This is a genomic window from Kribbella sp. CA-245084 (assembly GCF_050942355.1).
Lineage (GTDB): Bacteria > Actinomycetota > Actinomycetes > Propionibacteriales > Kribbellaceae > Kribbella.
The window spans coordinates 5,899,686-5,917,376 of sequence record NZ_CP192053.1 but is presented as its reverse complement, the minus strand read 5'-3'; the positions used below and the strand labels follow the sequence as shown (position 1 = coordinate 5,917,376).

Below are 17,691 nucleotides of genomic sequence, written 5' to 3'. Positions count from 1 at the left end.
GCTGATCGGGTTCGTGGCCGCCGAGGCCAGCCCTGAACCACGTACCCGGCTATCCCCGGGTGTGTAAGTCTGCGGACGGTGCAGGTCCCGCGATTGGCGTGGGCGAGCTTGATCGGGTCGACGAGCCGGGGCCACACTGACCGCGAGGGAGGGGAGAACGCTGCGATGCCGGTGGATGTTTGACCGAGGCAACGATTGCGCGCCGGTCGGCGAGGTGGTGGCGTACGGCGTGGGTCCATCGAACGTGCCGGAGTGGTACCGCAATGTCGCGTCGGTGTAGTGGAGGATAGATCCGCCGATCCGGGCGGGCAGCCGGATGAGCTTCGTTGCTCGATTCCTCGGGTGTCGCCGCTGTACGAGTACGAGGTCATCGCGCTGGCGCCAAGCGAGCGGCTGGCGATGCGTACGTGCGAAGGTCACGCACATGGCCAACCACGCACCGCGAACTCTGGGGGTTAGGTGAGCTCCGCGAGCCTTGAGACCGCGAGAGGTCGACCGCTCCCTTGCCGAGCGGCGAGGGAGTGAAGGAAGAGGTGGTGTCACAACGGCGAGGGGAGGACTGACTTGATCAGCCCGGTGGGATCGAGCAGCGTGCCCTGATCATCTCTGCTCCAAGCCGCTTCGTGCCCACCGCAACTCACCGCTTTACTCACCGGATTGAACGAACCATACCGAGCACAGTCGCCAACAACTGCTAACTCTCCAAGAGAGAGTTAGCAGGTCAACGGCAACTTTCGACTAATAGTGCGCTACGACGACAGGAATCGCCCGGTAAAGCGGGGGTTAGAGGGTCCGGCTCCCGCGCCTCGCTACTACTTCGATGAGCGAACAGAGTCCGAGCCATAGCGAGGCGATTGCTCTCAGGCGCTGCCCCTGTCGGTCGCCCAGACCTCTCAGGCGAAACCGTTGTTTCACGATCGATCCGCCCGCTCAGGCCAATGCTGTCGGCGGTTGCTGGCGGGCGCACCGGATCCGGAACTGTCTGCCCGCAGTCCCTGCCAGAGAAGGTCGTGGATAACGTGGGCGACCCTTTGGTTGTCGGGGACACGGGATCCAGTGCCCCGCCTGCAGCGATCAGACTGTTGCTGTAGGCAAATTCCTGCTCCGTCACAGCTCCGTGAGAGGCTGCGAAACCCTGGCAACTGCTGATCATCGATGAGGGTCAAAACTGCAGGTCGGAGGCGATATCCAGAGTTCTGGTCCAAGGCCCCGCCACGCTGGAGGAGATCTACACCATCTGCGTTGGGGCGCGTTCGTGCCACCTGGGCGGTTGGGGATCGCACCTGTGTACCCCGACGTGTCGCCGGCCGAGAGTGTCGGGTGAGAGGGGGTTGCCACGCGAGATCGGCGGCAAAAAGTTGTCTGCGGGATTCGTTGAGTCGCCGTGGCTGGGAGGACTTTCCCGGCTGCGGTTCCACGACTGAACGGAGGCATCGATGGCGGGCGAGAAGGTGACGCAGGACGATGGCGCTCGGCGGAGTGTGGTCGAGTTGGTTACTCGGGCCGAGGCGATCATCGAGCGGATTGAGGCTGCTGAGCCAGAGGGGCGTTGGGCGATGACGGCGTTCAGTCGGTATCGGCTATGTGAGTTGCTGGAGATCATGCCGTACATCCGGTACGAGGGGAATCTTGACGCCGATCCAGTTGCGCTTCTTGATGAGGCGGCGCAGTTGGTCGATCGGATCGATGTGTCGATCGAGGACTTGAGTTGGCGGCTGGCGCTTGAGGATGCGCTGCGGACGGCTGCGGCTGACATCCGGGCGCTTCGTGATGCGGGCGATCAGTGATGTCACGAGCCTGAGGTACCGGATCGATCATCCAGGACCGGAGTTGGCTGTCCCTGTTCGTTGATCTGCACAACCGATCCATCGGGAGGTTGCTGTGGGCAAGGGACAGGTGCAGGTTGAGGATCTCCACAGAGCGCTGGACGCGGAGGTTCTCAGGCTGGAGACGGGATCCGACTGGGTCAGGTGGTTGGATCTGGCGGCGTTGCTCCCGACGTACGGGTTCGGGAACATCGTGTTGATCAACTTGCAGATGCCGCAGGCGAGTTGGGTTGCGGGTGCACAGATGTGGGAGAAGCTCGGGCGGCGCGTGCGGGCCGGGCAGGCGATCAGGATCCTCAAACCCACCCGTTCGCGGACGGCGGTGGCGGTCGCTCTTGCGGCCGCCGGCCGGCGGTACGGTGTCGACGGCATGGTCGAGCAACAGGTCATCGGCTTCGACGTTGGTTCTGTGTACGACGTGACCGCGACGACCGGCTCACCGATCTACCTGCCTCGTCCGCCGACATGCTCCGACGAGGCTGCAAACAAAGCATTGTGGGACGGATTGTCGAGTGAGGCCGCAGCGGCTGGCGTGGCCGTCGGGGTGGGTCCGACAGGCGATCCGTCCGCAGCTATGGCGCGCTTGGTGAGCGAACTTGGACGTGTTCGTCTGCAGTCGTCGGCTGGCCGTGGCGACGATGTCGGAGTCGTGGAGCGGGGCATTCGGGAAGCCGAGGTCGAGTCGGTCGCCCACATTGTGCTTGCACACCATGGACTGAACATGCAGGCTGCGTCCTTCGAGTCCCTTGCGGCCCTTGCACGACTGGCAGATCCGAAAGAGCCGGCGAGCGTGATCAAGGCGACCGGGTCTCAGGTCATCAACACAGCTCGGCAACTGATCAAGTCGACCGACAACTACCTTGAGGCCCACCGCACGGTGCTCCAGCCAGTCGCGGCACGCCCGCTCGACTCGGTGTTCATGACTCCTGATCTCGACGGCCCGGTCCTGTGAGGTGGCTCGCGCATGGGAGCCAGCGAGCGAGTCGCCGCGCTGCGGCGTGCACGTGAACGACAGGCGAGGATCGAGGCCGCAACGACCCGGACTCTCAAGGCTCAAGCTGCGTTGGATCGCGCGGTCGAGGCGAGAGCCCTCGCCATCGAGCGGTACGACGAACGAGTCGCAGACGCCGAGACAGTACGAGCGGCCGAGATCGCGGACCTTGCCCGCACCTGCCGATCTTCAGAGGCGGCGGCGGAGATCCTTGGTTGGTCGGTCCAGGAGCTTCGCCGGATTGTGAAAGTCGATCGCGAACGACGTGAAGCGGCGTCAGGGACTGGCGATGGCGAGTCTTGACGTGGATCCGCTGTGGGACGTCGATCAAGTCGCGGCGTACCTGGGTGTCCCAAAACGAACCCTCTATCGATGGCGAACACTCGGCTATGGACCACCGGGCAAGAAAGTTGGCCGGCACTTGCGGTACCGCGCGACCGATGTCATCGCATGGTTCGCAGACCTCAAGGACGAGATCCTCGACGAGCGGTAGGACTGAGTCCGGCGGCGCACCTTGGAGCGCTGCGCGAGGCACACGAACAGGCGTCGTTTACGTCGGGGTTGCCTCGATCCGTGTCAGGAACTGCGCTAGCCCGGACGGGTGGTGCTTGTAGGGCAGGGATGGGTCATCCCAGGTGATCAAGATCCACGACGGACCGGAGTAGTCGATGCGGCCTTCGCCGTACTCGAAATGATGAATCCTGTCGCCGCCCTGCAGGTCGCACCATTGCATGCCTGACCACCTCACTCGAGTCGTCTTGTCGGGAGTTGGCCCTGCCGCCGACAGGGGAGGCGGCGACAGGGCCCGAACCCGCGACAGACAATCCGCCTGCCGCGGGAGTGGAAGGCGCGACCGACGCGGATGTAAGGATCACGCGTCGGCCTCGCCGGTCTCTTAGATGGGGCGCAAGCGGATGTTGGCGCCGGTGGGCTCCCCGTCGGGATCGAATGGGTCAGGGTCCAGCCAGCGGATCTCCGAGGCGCCCAAGTGGCCATGAACCTCCAGCAGGTCACCCACGCCGGGCCAGAACGTCAAGGACGGATTGCGCCCGAGCCACTTGACGGCGACCCATTGCTGCCCGTCCTCGTTCGGCGGGAACTCCACCACCAAGGCGACGACCCCCGTGCCGCTCACTCCCGATGGATCTCGATATCGGTAAAGCTCCCCGCGGCGCATCAATCCCGTCTCCTTCATCAGCTCTGGTGACGGCCCGACGACGGCGTCGAGCGTGCCTCAAGCCTCGCGTCTGCCGTGGGGACAGCGGAACCGTGTCTACGGACATTTACGGACATTTCGTGTTACGGTCTAGACGGACATATACGGACATCTACCCGTAAGTAGGGGTTTGAGTGAACGAAGTGCTCCGGCGCGCGATGTATGACGCGAACCTCACCGACCTGGACCTGTCGGCAAGGCTGGAGGTCGATCCGAAGACGGTGCGGAACTGGATGCATGGCCGGATCCCGCACCGCCGGACCCGCGACGCATTGACCCGCCTTCTCGGGGTCGACGAGGACGTGATCTGGCCACGATCGTCTGGGGCTGAGAAGATCCACCCGACCGAGATCGCCGGCGTCTACCCACGACGTACGTCGATCAGCTCGCTCAACTGGCTGTCGTTCTACGAGGCGGCGAAGTCGGAGATCGGCATCCTCGCGTACAGCGCGCTCTTCCTCGCGGAGGACGCCCGCGTCGTGCGTCTGCTGACTGAGAAGAGCCGGAGCGTCCGCATCAGGATCGCGCTCGGCGCTCCTGAGGGCACGAACGTCGTCGAGCGGGGCGTCGAGGACGAGATCGGTGAAGCGATGGCCGCGAAGATCCGGAACTCGCTCGCTCTCCTGCGACCGCTTCTGATCCAGGACGGAGTCGAGCTCCGGCTCCACGACACGGTGCTCTACAACTCGATGTATCGCTCGGACGACCAGCTGCTCGTCAACCAGCACGCGTACGGGATCCCTGCTGCTCAGTCACCCGTCTTCCACTACCGACAGTCGGACGACAGTGAGATGTTCGATTCGTACCTGACCAGCTTCGAAGCCGTGTGGTCACGAGGCCAGGATCGTTCCGGCATTCTGACCAGACTGTCGCGATGCCGTGCTGTCGTCGTACCGTCGGACGGATGATCACTGCGGCAGAAGCAAGAGGGCTCGCTTGTCGGTTGCTCGCCGACGAGCTGCCCCGGCGATGGGCCCACACGCAGGGCGTAGCTGCCCAGGCGCGGAGCCTCGCGAGCATCCTCGGTGACCAGGCTGAGCGCGTTGAGGTCGCTGCCCTCCTACACGACATCGGCTACTCGTCCGCGGTGCGATCCACGGGGTTTCATCCGCTCGACGGGGCTCGCTACCTACGCGACGTACTAGACGCCGACTCGACTCTCTGTCGGTTGGTCGCCCATCACACCGGCGCCCTGGTTGAAGCAGAGGAACGAGGCATCGTCGAGCTTGCGAGGGAGTTCGCCCTACCTGATCGAGATCTACTGGACGCGGTGACCTATTGCGACCTGACAGCCGACGTCGACGGCTGCCAGGTCAACGTCGAGGAACGGCTGAGCGAGATCCTGGGGCGTTATCCGGTTGGCCACGTTGTGCATAGCTCAATCGTCAAGTCGAGTCCGTTCCTTCGAACGGCGGCAGGAAACATCCAACGTCGGTTGAGTGCCTGACTACTTGCCTGGATCCTCGCCGAAATGCTCCTTGAACTCCTGGACCAACAGATCACCACCTGCACGAACCAACTGTCCGACAATCGGGTTCACGACGATACTGAGTACAGCACCTGCCAGAGCGGGGACATGGTCGTTGAACCAGGTCAACACTTTCCGCATACGGCCCACGTCCGGTGTTCCCTGCTGGGTGACTGCTGCTTCCAGTTCGCCAGCTTGTTTCGTGGCATCCGTGCGCTCGCTCGCGGTTAGTGCGGTGTCGGCGATCTGATCGTCCAGTGCGCCGAAGAGCGCTCCTAACTGGGCATTCTGGTTGGGCGACAGTCCGTGGACATTGATCGAGGAGTGATCTCCTTGCAGTACTTGGCTGTTGGAGATGTGCTCCGCTTTGTAACTCTTCCGTGCCGGACCACCTGAGTCCGCCATGGTTACACCTCCTAAGTTTGAACCAACTCGCGTTCGGCTTCCGTTCGATCTAGTTCCCGTGCATCGTCTTCGTACTCGTACTCGGCGCCGAAATCGATACCAGCATCAGATGCCGCCGCGCCCGTTGTCGGAAGCAGCGGATCTTCGCCTCCGGTCGATGCGGAGCCGTCTCCGTCGTCGGGCCAGTTCGCGGCGGCGATTGCAATCTCCAAGAACTCGCCGCACTCCGCAACTGCCAGGCGGTTTCCAGCCAGTTCATACTGCGAGATGGCTGCGGTCAGGTGCTCCCGCGCCGATCCCCAGTTCTCTCTGCAAACGGCGATTGCCCCGAGATTGCGGTCGGCCCACGCGCCGATCTCGGCATCATGCATCGAGCGCCCGATTCCGGCGACCGCATCGGACAGACGGCTCCAACGATCGACGTAGCCGGCTGTTGCGAGCTCTGTCGCCAGGCGCCCGGCGGTCGGGAGGAGGCCGGCCAGGACCCGGCGGGGGATCTTGCCGGTGGTCCGTGTTTCGAACCATTCGAAGAACTCCAGGGCAAGATCGCGCAAGTCGGGGCGCCCGCCGAAATCCTTGGACATCAGAAACTTGAAGAGTCTGAAATGTCGAGCGCGGTCGTCGTCCGCCGAGATGAGTGTCTTCGGCCAGGGGTGGGTGTAACGCGGACTGTGCGAGTCGAGCTCGGCCTGAATTGCCAAGTCTTCTGCGATCGTGCCGGCAGTCGATAGCTTCGTCAGCCGGGCGAGGGCGTCCAACGGGACGGGATTGTCAAATGTCTGGACTGCCTCCAAGACAGCCTCCCGTTCGGCAGTGGTGTATTCAGGCTGCGGATCTCGTTTCGATGCGAGCGCCCTGGATGTTACTCGGATGCAGCGTCTCGGGTTGCCGTGAGACTCAGCCAGAATTTCGGCCATCAACTCCTGTGTCAACGCCGACCGGGCGACGCGGAGGATCTTACATTGCTCTTTGATGATGCGCAGCAGATGTACGTCGTCGAGATCGCCGACGAAAACCCTGTTGGCAAAGGAGCCGATAATACTTTGGTCCACGGTTAATACGACTGTTGAATTGGTGAGAGCGGTGGCCAGGGTCCGAAGTTCTGTCTCGCTCAGCGTGGGATCGTCAAATAGGAGCAATGCATCGATGTCGCGCAGTTGAAGTCGCATTGTCTGGGACGACGGCTGAGCCTTCCACGGCATATCGATATTCCAGAAGATTTCCCACGTCTGGAACAGGAGATCCTCGAAGCCGACGTCCTGGGCAGCCACATAGGCGAAGCCGTCCGCGAACCGCCCCGGATGACGCTCTTGTAAATAATAGCCCAGGTCGGCGAGCAGTGAAGATTTCCCAATTCCGTATTCGCCGAACAGCTCGATCATCCCCGGCTGCTCAGCTTTGCAGGAGGAACGCTCCTTGCTTCGATCAAGCAGTCGGTACTTGGCCTGTCGCAGATCGATCGGCCCCGGCCGCCGGGTGGGCGGAGGAATCTTGGTCGCGGGATTGACCATCACCGGACCGTTCGAGGTCATGTTCACCGTGGTCGGGCCGATCGTCACGGGGTTGTTGTCGCCCTGAACAACGATCGACTTCTTGATGTGGCGGGCACGGTGCTCGATGACACCCTCGTCTGGATGGCCGGCGTTCGATGCCTGGCCGCCAGCAGTGCCAACGGATGTATCCATTAGGAGCCTCCCCCTTGCCTCCAAAGCCTCCCCATCAACATGGTGCGCCGCCGCGCCTGATGCACACAAGGGCGGCTGGGGTGGCAAGATCATTGGAAACAAGTGTTCGCTTGCGGACGATTCTGTCACGCATTTTGGCGACTCTATGCGGGACAGGCCACGAGCTAGTCGAAGTACAACGTTGTGCTCGGCTCGAGATAATGAGTAATGCGACGGCGCATTGTGGCATTCATCTGCAGATCGTCGAGATCCGCCGGTGATATCCATCGGACGCGCGTGCTCTCGTCGCTGGGGGTCGGCGCTCCGCCGGTCGCGCGGCCGCGAAGGAGGATCGAGAACTCCTGACGGGCTTCGCCATTGCTGGTGTACAGGATGACGTGTTTGGGATCCGTGTAGATGCCGAGGACGTCCAGGATCTCGGAGTCGATGCCGGTCTCCTCTTTGGTTTCGCGTACGCCGGCCTGCGACATGGACTCGCCGAGGTCGATCGCACCGCCGGGCAGCGCCCAGTTGCCGTTGTCGGAGCGCTCGATCATCAGGATCTCGCCGGCCTCGTTCTCGATGACGACGTTGACCGACGGGACCATGCTGTTCGCGGCAGGCGCGTCCGGATCATCGTAATAGTCGATTCGGCGCGCCATCATGACTCCGTCATCGGTGTTGCGGCATCCCAGACCCGCTCGAAGCTCTCCAAGTAGTGCCGAGCGAGTTCGCCGCCCGGGATCTTGCGAAGGTGCCACACCGGCGCCTGTGCTGCGGGCAGGCCGTAGATGTGGGTGTTCACGAACAGTCGGTCGTCAGCGCGGAAGATCGAGTTGTAGAGCACGGTACGGTGCAGTCGAAAATCGATGCCGGGTGCATCCACAAGGCCGCGGTACAGGACCTGTGCGTTGCGGATCTTTGCGGCGAGCGCGTGGCCGATGCCTTCCTCCTCACCTCGCTCGGCGACGTGTGCATCGTCTGGATCGCCCAGCAGGATGCGTATGCGCGCGCCTGACTTGGCCTTCTTGCGGAGGATTCGTTGCAAGCCGCTGTCCTCAGCCAGGAACAGACCCGCGTAGACCAGGATGCCGATCTCGGCGTTCCCGGACTCGAAGAGCTGTCGCCAGTCGTCCGCCGTGACGTCCGCGCGGTGCGGATAGATGCGGACGAGCTCGCTCTCGGCCAGAGCCGCAGCTCGATCCCGGGTCAGAGTGTCCGGCCATAGGTAGGATTCATCGCGCCCCAGACGAATCGCCAGGCGGTGGCGGTTCCGCGGGAAGGGAACGATCTCGCCGCCGATCCAGCGTTCGACGGACTTGACGTTGACTCCCAGCTCCTCTGCGAGTGCATGATGGGTCAGGCCTTGTTCGACCATGGCGGCTCGCAGTCGTTCGTTAGGCACGGGATCTAACCTAAGACATTTCGAGACATTTTGAGGTCAACCAAGACGTCCTGGAGATGTCTTGTTGTGTCGTGACGCTGTCCTGGTCGTAGCAGCGATGCTTGGCGTCATGACGAGGAGGCATTGCCAGACGTCCAATGCGCAAGGCCATGGCTGACCGGAAGCGGCAGCCGAATCAGCTTCTCCGGCAGGCGCGCGGCAACATGTCGCAGGGCCGGCTCGCGGACCTGGTCAGTGCCGAGATTTACCACCTGACCGGGCGGGCGACGGTCATTACTGCCAAGTCGATCTCGGATTGGGAGTGCGGTTGGTACACCTGGCCATCCGCCGATGTTCGAGAAGCTCTGGGGCGCGTACTGCACAAGCCTGAGCCGGCGGATCTCGGCTTCTTCAAGCGACGCCTGAGTGTGAGGCCGATACCAGCGCCAGCCTCGCTTCTCGATCTCTTGCCCGGCCAGCGGCTGCCGGCCGAGGTCGACACCCTGCGACTTCCCGCAGGCCGCTCGTACTCAGGTGTGGATGTGGCGGCTCACTTCTGCGAGGTGGAGTTGCCGGGGGAGGGGTGGTTGATGGTCGACCCCGGCAAGGACGCACCGCTGAATCGCCCGGACCGTCGTTCGTTGGTGATCGTGGCTGATGGCGAGCAGCGGTACTACGTGTCGGATGGGCGGAGGTTCGTCGACCGGGTCGGCCGCCGTCAGGGTCCGCAGCCGATCTCTTCGGCGGCGATCCTTGATGACCTAACGGTCGGCATCATCTGGGCAGCCGCAAACACAGACGTCGCGCTCCTGGCCGACGACTCCCAGTTGATGAGCAGTCAGGATCGGCTAGCGCGCTACGAGGGACGTCGTACGTCGGATGTGCCGATGAGCGAGGTGCCGACGCTGAATGCGGTAGCAGGGCAGTGGATTGGGTCGCGGTTCTGCGCTCGGCACATCACCCGGAACCTCAATCGGGTGTCGGGGCAACCGTTCTTCTGGACCCGGGAGAGGCGTGGTGAGGAGGCAGCATCTTGGCTGTTCTGGCGCCACAAGTTCGAGTACCTGCGGCGTACGTCGCGGTGGTTCCCGGGGATGCGTCGAGGGTTCTGCATCACGGATCTGGATGTTGGCGAGTCGCCCATGTATGAACGGGTGTTGCTATTGCTCGCCGTCGCGCTGATGGAAGCGTTCGGGATCACCGTCGAGCTGAGTTCGGAGCCCGAGCATGCGGCGGTCGAAGGTTTTGTACTGGGAGAGGAAGCGATCGTCGCAAACTGGTTGGGCGGCTCCGGGCTCTGGTACGTCGATGCGAGTGCGCCACCGTCATGCCGGTCGGTCTTTCGGGATGTCGCGCGCCAGGTCTCCTCGCAGTCGCTGGTCGCGGAGCCAACTTCCGACCGGCGGCTCCGAGCGATCGCCTGCTACCTGAACGTGCCCTGGCCGTGGTTCCAGCGCCGATGCGAAGAGCTCGCTGTCGCGGGCGTCGAGGACATCGCCCAACCGCGGAGTCGCCTGCTGTCGATGCAGGGGCTCAACACTGCGATTCGGTACGTTGCCTACATCGACACTGTCCAAGGAGCTGAGCTTGCGCGCCGCTGAACTGACGATGGGCCGGACCTTCGCCGTCCACTTCGACCACGGTGACGACTTCTATCCGGCGCTGGCCGAGTTCTGCGCGGAGTACGACGTGCGGCAGGGCTTCATCCCGATGTTTATCGCCGGCATGCGCGACGTGCAGTTGGTTGGCACGTGCGAGAAGCTCGAGAATCCGGACGCGCCGGTGTGGAGCGCCGTACACCTCGAGAACGTGGAAGCGATCGGCGGCGGCTCGCTGGCGTATGACCAGGAGTCTGGGATTGTGTTGCCGCACATCCACGTGTCAGTTGGCCTGAAGGCGCAGTCGGCCACCGCCCACACCAGCCATCTGCTCGGCGCCAAGATCCAGTTCCTCACTGAGCTGTACCTCGTCGAGGTCACTGCGCCTGCCTTCTCGCGCCCGCGGCAGCCCGCCCTGTACAACGTGCCGTTGCTCGCGTTCGAGTAGGTCCCGAATCTTCGAAGCCAGGTTCAGTTCTCGGCGTCATTCGTGCCAGTGGCTTGTCGCCTTTCGGGCTGGATCAGTACCGTCGCCTCAAGCAGGCCTTGTGGCAAGGCATCGGCCCAGGCCGCGAAGTCGGATTCGACGTAGAGAACTTCAGCGGAGAATCCAGGTAGGTCGGCGTCGGCTGCGACACCGCCGCCACCAGTTGCTGCTATGTGCCACGTCTCGGCGTGACGGTTGAGGTCGGCCCGGGCAGCCTCGACATCCTCAGCAGTCCACGCGACTTCAACGACGTGGGCGCCTTTCAGCCCCTTGGCGGTGAGCATAGATTCGGTTGCCAAGGGGTCGGCGGTCCCCACGCGCAGAACCCGGGTGCCGTCTGCCCGCCGGACAGCCCGATACCAGACGACAACGCCTGCCTTGAGCAGGTCCGACAAAACTCTCTGCTGCTGCTGTGTCGGCTGTACAACGACTGCCGCCGAGCGCGCGGACACAGGCTGGTTCGTTGCCAGGTGCTCCACAATTCGAGCATCGGCCACCGCCCCGTCTTGCCAGGTCCCGTCGACGCGCACGAACTCATGGGGCGCCGACCTGAGTGCGTCAGCCTCAGCGGGTGGTGGCGAAACGGAGACGAATCCGCCCTGCACTCTGACCCGGCGATCGTCGCGCCATGAGGGCGAAACGCAGAGAACGCGGTCGTCGGTTGGCCCGTCGAGCCAACCCACGGCGGACACTGTTTGGCCTTGAGCCAGCACCAGTTCGCTGAGGCTACGCATCCTCGGAGGCTACCCTTCGTAGTAGAGGTCGATCGAGTACTTCACATCACTTCCGCGCAGCCAACAGTCCCAGTTGGTAGTCCCGGGAATGTAGCCGGTGCCTGTCCGATTCCCAGTGGCGCCGTAGCCGAATGTGTTGCACGTGTCCTCGGTCGTGAAGTAGTTCTCGCGGTAGGTGTGCCAGAACCCCTGCACAGTGTCCGGCGTGGGTGTCGGGACGACGATTGTCGCTGGTTCGGGTGCTGGCGATGCAACGGCCTGACCGATGCCGCTGATGAGTGATACCAGCAATACAGGCGCTGCCAATAGTGCAACGCGAGTCTTCGAGTGCATGACGGATTACCTCCCCAGAGCTTCTTCCGAAATCAGAGATTGGCGTGTCTTCGCAGCAGGAGCGCGAATAGACAAGCGGCAGCACATGGCGGGTGCGCCGAAGCTGCTAAACCCTCCCGGTGTGTGACACCGACCGCAACGTTTGGTCGGGCCCGGCCAAACGGCGCGTTTCGAACGTATGGTCTAGACCGCCTCGCAGCCACCCTTCAGTGTTGCCACTTCCTGCAATTTGCAGGTTCTGTTGGGCTGCGGGTGAAGGTGGCGGGACTTGGTGCCCAGCCCCTATGACGGTCTGCCGTCGGTGAGCGACGACCACTGAGCACAGCCATGCGATGGAGGGTCCCCAACCAGTCAAGGATTCGTTCGACGCGATCGCGGCGGAGCCTGATCTGGCCTCTGACGGTTCGCCGCAACGGGTGACCCGTCGACCAACGAACTGGTCGCATGCGCCCGATCAGACCCCTGCACGGTCAGGACGGTCTGAGGTTCGAGCCGGGTATCCAGGTGACGTGCCCATCCTTGTCGCGGACGCGACCTAGCCATTCGCCGTTGTCGCGGATCCAGACGTCCAGTTCGCCGGTAGACCAGGCGGCGCACTGGACCACTTGGGCAGGCTCTACGTGGCGGACGGCGTCGGCTGGGCGTGGCCCGTGCGCGTCGTACTGCACGTCCAAATCGGAGGCCAACTCGTAGGCCTTCTCCTCTTCATCGATCCCTGTTGCACGCCACCCGTTGACCGCACCGTCCCAGACGCCGAACCTCTTGGATCCGTCGTCGGACGGGCGAACCGTGAAACGACCAAGCATGGTTCCAGAGTAGCGTCTATCCGAACATATGTTCTACCGGGTCGGTGATGGGCTGCCGAGAGAAGGGCACCAAGCCGCACCCAATGAGGAAGAAGTCTTCGCGAAGAACTCTTCTGGGTTAGGGTGGAGCTATGAGCGATGAGGAGTTGCCGGGCGACATCGTCTTGGATGCAGCTACCTTGCGGGTGCTGGCTCATCCGATGCGGCTGACTTTGCTGGAGCATCTGCGGCAGCGTGGTCCTGCGACAGCGCGGCAGCTTGCGGCGCATTACGAGATCGACTCGGGTGCAGCGAGCTATCACCTGCGGCGGTTGGCAGACGGAGGTCTGATCGAGGAGGACCTCGAGCGCGGTAACCGGCGCGACCGCTGGTGGCGGGCCCGGCATCGGTCGTCCGTGCACGATCCGGCAAACGGCGGTCCCGACGAGCGACAGGACAGCAGGGCATACCTGCACGCGGTGGTGCTCGCGTACAGCGAACAGTTGCGACGGCTCGCCTACACGGCGCCGCTGCAGCCGGACGACTGGTACGAGGCGTCCACGTTCAGCAACTACACGCTGCAACTGACGCCGGCGGAACTCAACGAGGCGAAGTCCGAGCTGGCTGCGGTGATCAAGAAGTACCGCGACCGCGCCAACGCCGCTGGCGCGCCGGTAGCCGTCCAGTTGCACGCGTTTCCGCTGCCAGAGCCGGACGATGACGCTTAGCGGTGCAGCTCCCAGCGTCGCCTACCGGGACGGCAATGTTCTGCGCTGGGTGGCGGCCTACACCGCGTCCGTCAGCGGCGACGTCGTCTTCTTTCTCACCCTGTCCTGGGCGGTCACCCGGATGGCCGGGCCCGCCCAGGTCGGCGCAGTGCTGGCCGTGGGGGCCATTCCCCGAGCAGTGCTGATGCTGGTGGGCGGCGTGATCGCCGACCGGTACGGGCCGCGCCGAGTGGTGATCGGCAGCGATCTCGCCCGCTGCCTGATCGTGTTCGGCGCTGCCGCGCTGATGCAGTTCGCGACCACTCGGCTGTCGATGCTGTTCGCCGTCGCGCTGATCTTCGGCGTGATCGACGCACTGTTCATGCCCGCGGTTGGTGCGCTGGCCGGACGGCTCACCGATGTGGGCCAACTCGGCCGGGTTCAAGGACTGCGGATACTGGCTGTCCGGCTCAGCAACGCGGTTGGTCCAATGATCGCCGCGATCGTGTTGACTGCCGCAGGAGTTGCCGCAGGGTTCGGTCTGGCCGGCTTGCTGTTCACCCTGTCCGTCGGTCTTCTGCTTGCGGTGCGCCTGCACCGGATACAACCCAGCGTGCCGTCGACAGCCTCACCACTCGCCGACCTCAAGGATGGGCTGCAGCACCTACGACGAAACCGGCAACTGACTCGGCTGGTTGTGGTCGTTGGGCTGGGCGATCTCTGCTTCAGCGGTCCGGTAGGCATCGGTCTGGTCCTGCTGATCGCCGAACGCCACTGGGCCGCGGCCGCCCTCGGATGGACGCTCAGCGCGTTCAGCATTGGAGGTGCCGTCGCCGGGATTCTGCTCACCGCTCTGAACCGCATCCCGCGGGCAGGCGTCGCACTCGCGTGCTCCCTGCTAGCGACCGCCGTTCTGGTCGGCGCCTTGGGGCAGATGACCACCACCGGCATGCTGATCGCCGGTTCGGCTGCGCTCGGAACGACCAGCGGCGTCGCGTCGGCGCTCGGCAACGCCCTACTCCAACGCAAAACCGATCCTTACTACCTCGGCAGAATCAGTTCGGTGACCTCCCTCTCCACCGTGGGCCTCACCCCACTCCTGTACCCGGTCACCGGCGTAGTCGCGGCCGTCTGGGGAACAGGCGCCTTCTTCGCCGGATGCGCCGTGGTCTGCCTGCTCGCAGCAGCAATCGCTGCGACCAAGTCCGTGCGCGGCTCAGAGCTCTAACACCGACACCAACTTTCTCAATGCCTCCGACGCCCGTCGACGACACCGCCACCACGCATACCCACAGTTCACGACACTGTTCCGATCTCCACGCTTAAGGGAAGACATGTTCTAGTTGGGCTTCGTGTTAGACGGCTTCGCATAGACGGCTTCGCGCGTGCCTGGACGCTGATCTCGTGTTCCGTCGCTGTTCCGTGGGAGGTCGCCAAACGTCGAGCATCGTCGAGTGATGATGGGTACTGAAACCCGCCTGACCGGCGCGGTCAGTACCCTCGGGTTATGGCGGGTGGCAAGGGGCAGGGCAAGCTGGCCAAGAACGTCGTCAAGTACGGCGTGCGGTACGGGCCGTTGATCGTCGAGGCGGTGCGGCACGGGCGTGAGCCTGCGCAGCAGGCTGTGCAGGCCGCGTGGGCGAAGCGGTCCGCGCGCCGTAAGGCGGTCGAGCATGCCCTCACCGTGCGCGACGGGTCCTTGCTGAAGGTGATCAAGGACGGTCAGGCGATCTTCTTCGTGTTCTCCGGCGACGCGATCGTCACGACGTACCCGCCGGTGCCGCAGGCGACGTACCCCGAGCTGCTGCGGCACGCGGACCTGGACAAGCGCGAGCCTGCCGTCGTACTCGCTGCGCGGAAGCCGAGACCGCACGTGCCGAGACCGCACCTGCCGAAGGTGCGACGCAAAGGTTGACGCGGGCGTAACATCCCGGACCCGGCGGGGCAACAGGCGCGGCGGACAGTGGAAGCACGTTTCCACGAGGGAGGGCGTCCGCATGCTCTGGAAGATCAGGACCGAACTCGCCGACCGGCCCGGTGCACTGGCCGAACTCGCTGCACGGTGTGGTGCGGACGACATCAACATCCTCAGCCTCGAGGTCTTCACCGCCGAGACCGGCGCCGTCGACGAGCTGGTGGTCTCCACCGGTGTCGGCTGGAGCGCCGAGGACCTGACTGCACTCGCGGCCGAGGCCGGCTGCGTCGGTACGACGGTCCGCCCGTGCCAGGCCGACGTACTGAGTGATGCACCGACGCGCTATCTACGCGCCGTACTGCGGTTGATCGACGACCCGGTGTCCGTCGACGAGGAGCTGGGGAACCTGCAGGGCTTCGACGAGTACACGCCGGCGGAGTGGGCGCGGGCCGACGTCCTCGTGGAGATCGCTGGGCGGCTGGCGGAGCGGTTCGACACTGTGGAAGGGCCTCGGCCCGGCAGCGGCGTACCTGTGCTGCGGACGGCGACTGTCGAGGACGCTGACGCTGTGGTCGCGATGCACGAGCGGTGCTCGTACGAGAGCCGCACCCGGCGGTACCACGTGCCGATGCCGAAGCTGACTGCCCGTACTGCGAGGCACTTGTCCGCACCAGCCGGTGGCGTGTCAGTGGTCGCGGACGTGGACGGCGCCGTGATCGGGATGGCGACGGCGGCGCCGTGGGAGGAGCTGGGCAGCACGACGATGGAGGTCGCCGTACTGGTCGAGGACGGCTGGCAGGGACAGGGGCTCGGACTCCGGTTGCTGCGCCAGGTGGTGGGGGAGGCGCGAGCGCTGGGCGCCGACCGTATCGTGTGCATGGTGCAGCCGGAGAACCACGCGATGCTCCGGACTTTGGAGCGGCTGCGGATGCGCTCGCGGGTGGTCCGGGACGGCGACAGTCTGATGGTGAGTGTCGCTCTGTCCGACCGGAGCCTGTCGCATGCGGTGGATCGGCCTGCGGTGCAATATCGTCGTACGCGTGCCACCCCTTCCCACCGGTCGGAACCCCCACGGTCTGCTGGTCAACCTGCCCGCGAGCACTCGCTCGCCGCTCTTTCAGCTCTTCAGCCGAATCCTGATCGCGCTGGGGCTGCTGACCGTGATGGTGCTGATCGTGGTGGTCGACCGTGACGGGTACCGGGACAGCTACGACGGCAAAGTCGGGCTGATCGACAGCATCTACTACGCAACCGTCACGCTCACCACGACCGGGTACGGCGACATCACACCGGTGACGCCCACTGCCCGGCTGGTGAACGCCTTCATCGTGACTCCGCTGCGGATCGCGTTCCTGGTGGTTCTGGTCGGTACGACACTGGAAGTGCTGGCCAACGAGGGTCGCCGGATCATGCGCGACACGCGCTGGAGGAAACGGATGAAGGACCACACCATCGTCGTCGGCTACGGCACCAAGGGCCGCTCCGCCGTACAGACGCTGATCAGCAACGGGGTCAAGCGCGACAACATCGTGGTGATCGACCCGCGGGCGCAGGCGATCGGTGACGCGGGCAACGACCAGATGGCCGCCTTCCACGGCGACGCGACCAACCGGACCGTACTGCGTCGCGCCGAGGTGATGACCGCGCGCGAGGTGATCGTGACGACCGACCGGGACGACTCGGCCGTCCTGGTCACGCTGGCGGTGCGGCAGTTGAACCCGAACGCGCATGTCGTCGTCGCGGTCCGCGAGGAGGACAACGTCCCGCTGCTCCGGCAGAGCGGCGCCGACGCCGTCGTCACGTCGTCGGAGGCCGTCGGCCGCTTGCTCGGCCTGACGTCGGTCAGCCCGAACCTCGGCGAGGTGATGGAAGACCTCCTCACGTACGGCGAGGGCCTCGAGGTCGCCGAACGCCCCGTCCTCGGCCGCGAGGTCGGAAAGCCTCCGTCCGCCGTCCCCGACCGCGTCGTCTCGGTCGTCCGCGACGGCAAGGTCCACCGCTACTACGACTCCAACGTCTCGGTCCTGGCCGCCGGCGACAAACTCATCGTCGTACGCCCCGCCAAGGAAACCCCCTGGGCCGAACGCCCCGGCGCAGACGAGACCGAGGAATAAGTCACAGGTTGGTTCAGGCCCCGAGGTTGACCGTCGGGCCAGTCGCGTCCTAATGTCGGGCTTG

The 17,691-nt window shown here is 64.3% G+C and carries 20 protein-coding genes; 12 read left to right on the top strand and 8 right to left on the bottom strand.

Annotated elements, in window-relative coordinates:
- Positions 1–1,436: 1,436 nt before the first annotated feature.
- From ACQPYH_RS28200 to ACQPYH_RS28190, 3 genes are all read left to right on the top strand, one after another.
- Positions 1,437–1,787 (top strand): hypothetical protein, encoded by a 351-nt coding sequence (locus ACQPYH_RS28200; protein WP_432877178.1) that lies wholly within the window; start codon positions 1,437–1,439, stop codon positions 1,785–1,787.
- A gap of 94 nt (positions 1,788–1,881) precedes the next feature.
- Positions 1,882–2,778: a hypothetical protein gene (locus ACQPYH_RS28195; protein WP_432877176.1), complete on the top strand. Its 897-nt coding sequence runs from the start codon at positions 1,882–1,884 to the stop codon at positions 2,776–2,778.
- Positions 2,779–3,106: 328 nt separating this feature from the next.
- On the top strand, positions 3,107–3,310 hold the full coding sequence (locus ACQPYH_RS28190) for a helix-turn-helix transcriptional regulator (RefSeq protein ID WP_432877173.1): 204 nt from the start codon (positions 3,107–3,109) through the stop codon (positions 3,308–3,310).
- Between the two features lie 57 nt (positions 3,311–3,367).
- On the opposite strand, the gene ACQPYH_RS28185 is transcribed toward ACQPYH_RS28190, so the two are convergent.
- Both ACQPYH_RS28185 and ACQPYH_RS28180 read right to left on the bottom strand, forming a co-directional pair.
- A complete protein-coding gene (locus ACQPYH_RS28185; RefSeq protein WP_432877170.1) occupies positions 3,368–3,550 on the bottom strand; it encodes a hypothetical protein in 183 nt (60 codons plus the stop codon).
- 162 nt (positions 3,551–3,712) lie between these two features.
- The gene (locus tag ACQPYH_RS28180; protein WP_432877168.1) at positions 3,713–3,952 is read right to left on the bottom strand and encodes a hypothetical protein; all 240 of its coding nucleotides are present in this window, start codon (positions 3,950–3,952) and stop codon (positions 3,713–3,715) included.
- A 215-nt stretch (positions 3,953–4,167) separates the two neighbouring features.
- Between ACQPYH_RS28180 and ACQPYH_RS28175 the strand changes: the two genes are divergently transcribed.
- Positions 4,168–4,941, top strand: a complete 774-nt coding sequence (locus tag ACQPYH_RS28175; RefSeq protein WP_432877166.1) for a helix-turn-helix domain-containing protein — start codon at positions 4,168–4,170, stop codon at positions 4,939–4,941.
- Entirely contained in the window at positions 4,938–5,480 is a 543-nt protein-coding gene (locus ACQPYH_RS28170; protein WP_432877163.1) for an HD domain-containing protein, read from the top strand. The genes ACQPYH_RS28175 and ACQPYH_RS28170 overlap by 4 nt, the downstream gene beginning before the upstream one ends.
- Here the strand turns inward: ACQPYH_RS28170 and ACQPYH_RS28165 are convergent, their stop codons facing one another.
- The 4 genes from ACQPYH_RS28165 to ACQPYH_RS28150 form a co-directional block, all read right to left on the bottom strand.
- On the bottom strand, positions 5,481–5,906 hold the full coding sequence (locus ACQPYH_RS28165; protein ID WP_432877161.1) for a hypothetical protein: 426 nt from the start codon (positions 5,904–5,906) through the stop codon (positions 5,481–5,483).
- A gap of 11 nt (positions 5,907–5,917) precedes the next feature.
- Positions 5,918–7,591, bottom strand: coding sequence for a hypothetical protein (locus ACQPYH_RS28160; protein WP_432877158.1), 1,674 nt, complete (start codon positions 7,589–7,591; stop codon positions 5,918–5,920).
- A 164-nt stretch (positions 7,592–7,755) separates the two neighbouring features.
- Positions 7,756–8,232, bottom strand: coding sequence for an NUDIX hydrolase (locus ACQPYH_RS28155; RefSeq protein ID WP_432877155.1), 477 nt, complete (start codon positions 8,230–8,232; stop codon positions 7,756–7,758).
- The gene (locus tag ACQPYH_RS28150; protein ID WP_432877152.1) at positions 8,232–8,975 is read right to left on the bottom strand and encodes a helix-turn-helix domain-containing protein; all 744 of its coding nucleotides are present in this window, start codon (positions 8,973–8,975) and stop codon (positions 8,232–8,234) included. Before ACQPYH_RS28150 ends, ACQPYH_RS28155 begins: the two co-directional genes overlap by 1 nt.
- Positions 8,976–9,124: 149 nt before the next feature.
- Between ACQPYH_RS28150 and ACQPYH_RS28145 the strand changes: the two genes are divergently transcribed.
- Together ACQPYH_RS28145 and ACQPYH_RS28140 are read left to right on the top strand one after the other, a co-directional pair.
- Positions 9,125–10,555, top strand: coding sequence for a hypothetical protein (locus tag ACQPYH_RS28145; RefSeq protein ID WP_432877150.1), 1,431 nt, complete (start codon positions 9,125–9,127; stop codon positions 10,553–10,555).
- Positions 10,542–11,000, top strand: a complete 459-nt coding sequence (locus ACQPYH_RS28140; protein ID WP_432877147.1) for a PPC domain-containing DNA-binding protein — start codon at positions 10,542–10,544, stop codon at positions 10,998–11,000. The genes ACQPYH_RS28145 and ACQPYH_RS28140 overlap by 14 nt, the downstream gene beginning before the upstream one ends.
- A 23-nt stretch (positions 11,001–11,023) precedes the next feature.
- On the opposite strand, the gene ACQPYH_RS28135 is transcribed toward ACQPYH_RS28140, so the two are convergent.
- Positions 11,024–11,773 carry a hypothetical protein gene (locus ACQPYH_RS28135; protein WP_432877144.1) on the bottom strand — a complete coding sequence of 250 codons (750 nt, stop codon included), beginning with the start codon at positions 11,771–11,773 and terminating at the stop codon, positions 11,024–11,026.
- Positions 11,774–12,576: 803 nt separating this feature from the next.
- Positions 12,577–12,912: a hypothetical protein gene (locus ACQPYH_RS28130; protein WP_432877141.1), complete on the bottom strand. Its 336-nt coding sequence runs from the start codon at positions 12,910–12,912 to the stop codon at positions 12,577–12,579.
- A gap of 131 nt (positions 12,913–13,043) precedes the next feature.
- Between ACQPYH_RS28130 and ACQPYH_RS28125 the strand changes: the two genes are divergently transcribed.
- The 5 genes from ACQPYH_RS28125 to ACQPYH_RS28105 all read left to right on the top strand — a co-directional run bounded on the left by ACQPYH_RS28125 (position 13,044) and on the right by ACQPYH_RS28105 (position 17,627).
- Positions 13,044–13,619: a helix-turn-helix domain-containing protein gene (locus ACQPYH_RS28125; protein WP_432877139.1), complete on the top strand. Its 576-nt coding sequence runs from the start codon at positions 13,044–13,046 to the stop codon at positions 13,617–13,619.
- Positions 13,609–14,826, top strand: a complete 1,218-nt coding sequence (locus tag ACQPYH_RS28120) for an MFS transporter (RefSeq protein WP_432877137.1) — start codon at positions 13,609–13,611, stop codon at positions 14,824–14,826. Before ACQPYH_RS28125 ends, ACQPYH_RS28120 begins: the two co-directional genes overlap by 11 nt.
- Before the next feature lie 279 nt (positions 14,827–15,105).
- Positions 15,106–15,513, top strand: a complete 408-nt coding sequence (locus tag ACQPYH_RS28115; RefSeq protein ID WP_432877134.1) for a hypothetical protein — start codon at positions 15,106–15,108, stop codon at positions 15,511–15,513.
- Between the two features lie 82 nt (positions 15,514–15,595).
- Positions 15,596–16,705 carry a GNAT family N-acetyltransferase gene (locus ACQPYH_RS28110; protein ID WP_432877132.1) on the top strand — a complete coding sequence of 370 codons (1,110 nt, stop codon included), beginning with the start codon at positions 15,596–15,598 and terminating at the stop codon, positions 16,703–16,705.
- Positions 16,677–17,627, top strand: a complete 951-nt coding sequence (locus ACQPYH_RS28105; protein ID WP_371403377.1) for a potassium channel family protein — start codon at positions 16,677–16,679, stop codon at positions 17,625–17,627. The genes ACQPYH_RS28110 and ACQPYH_RS28105 overlap by 29 nt, the downstream gene beginning before the upstream one ends.
- The last annotated feature ends 64 nt before the right edge of the window (positions 17,628–17,691 follow it).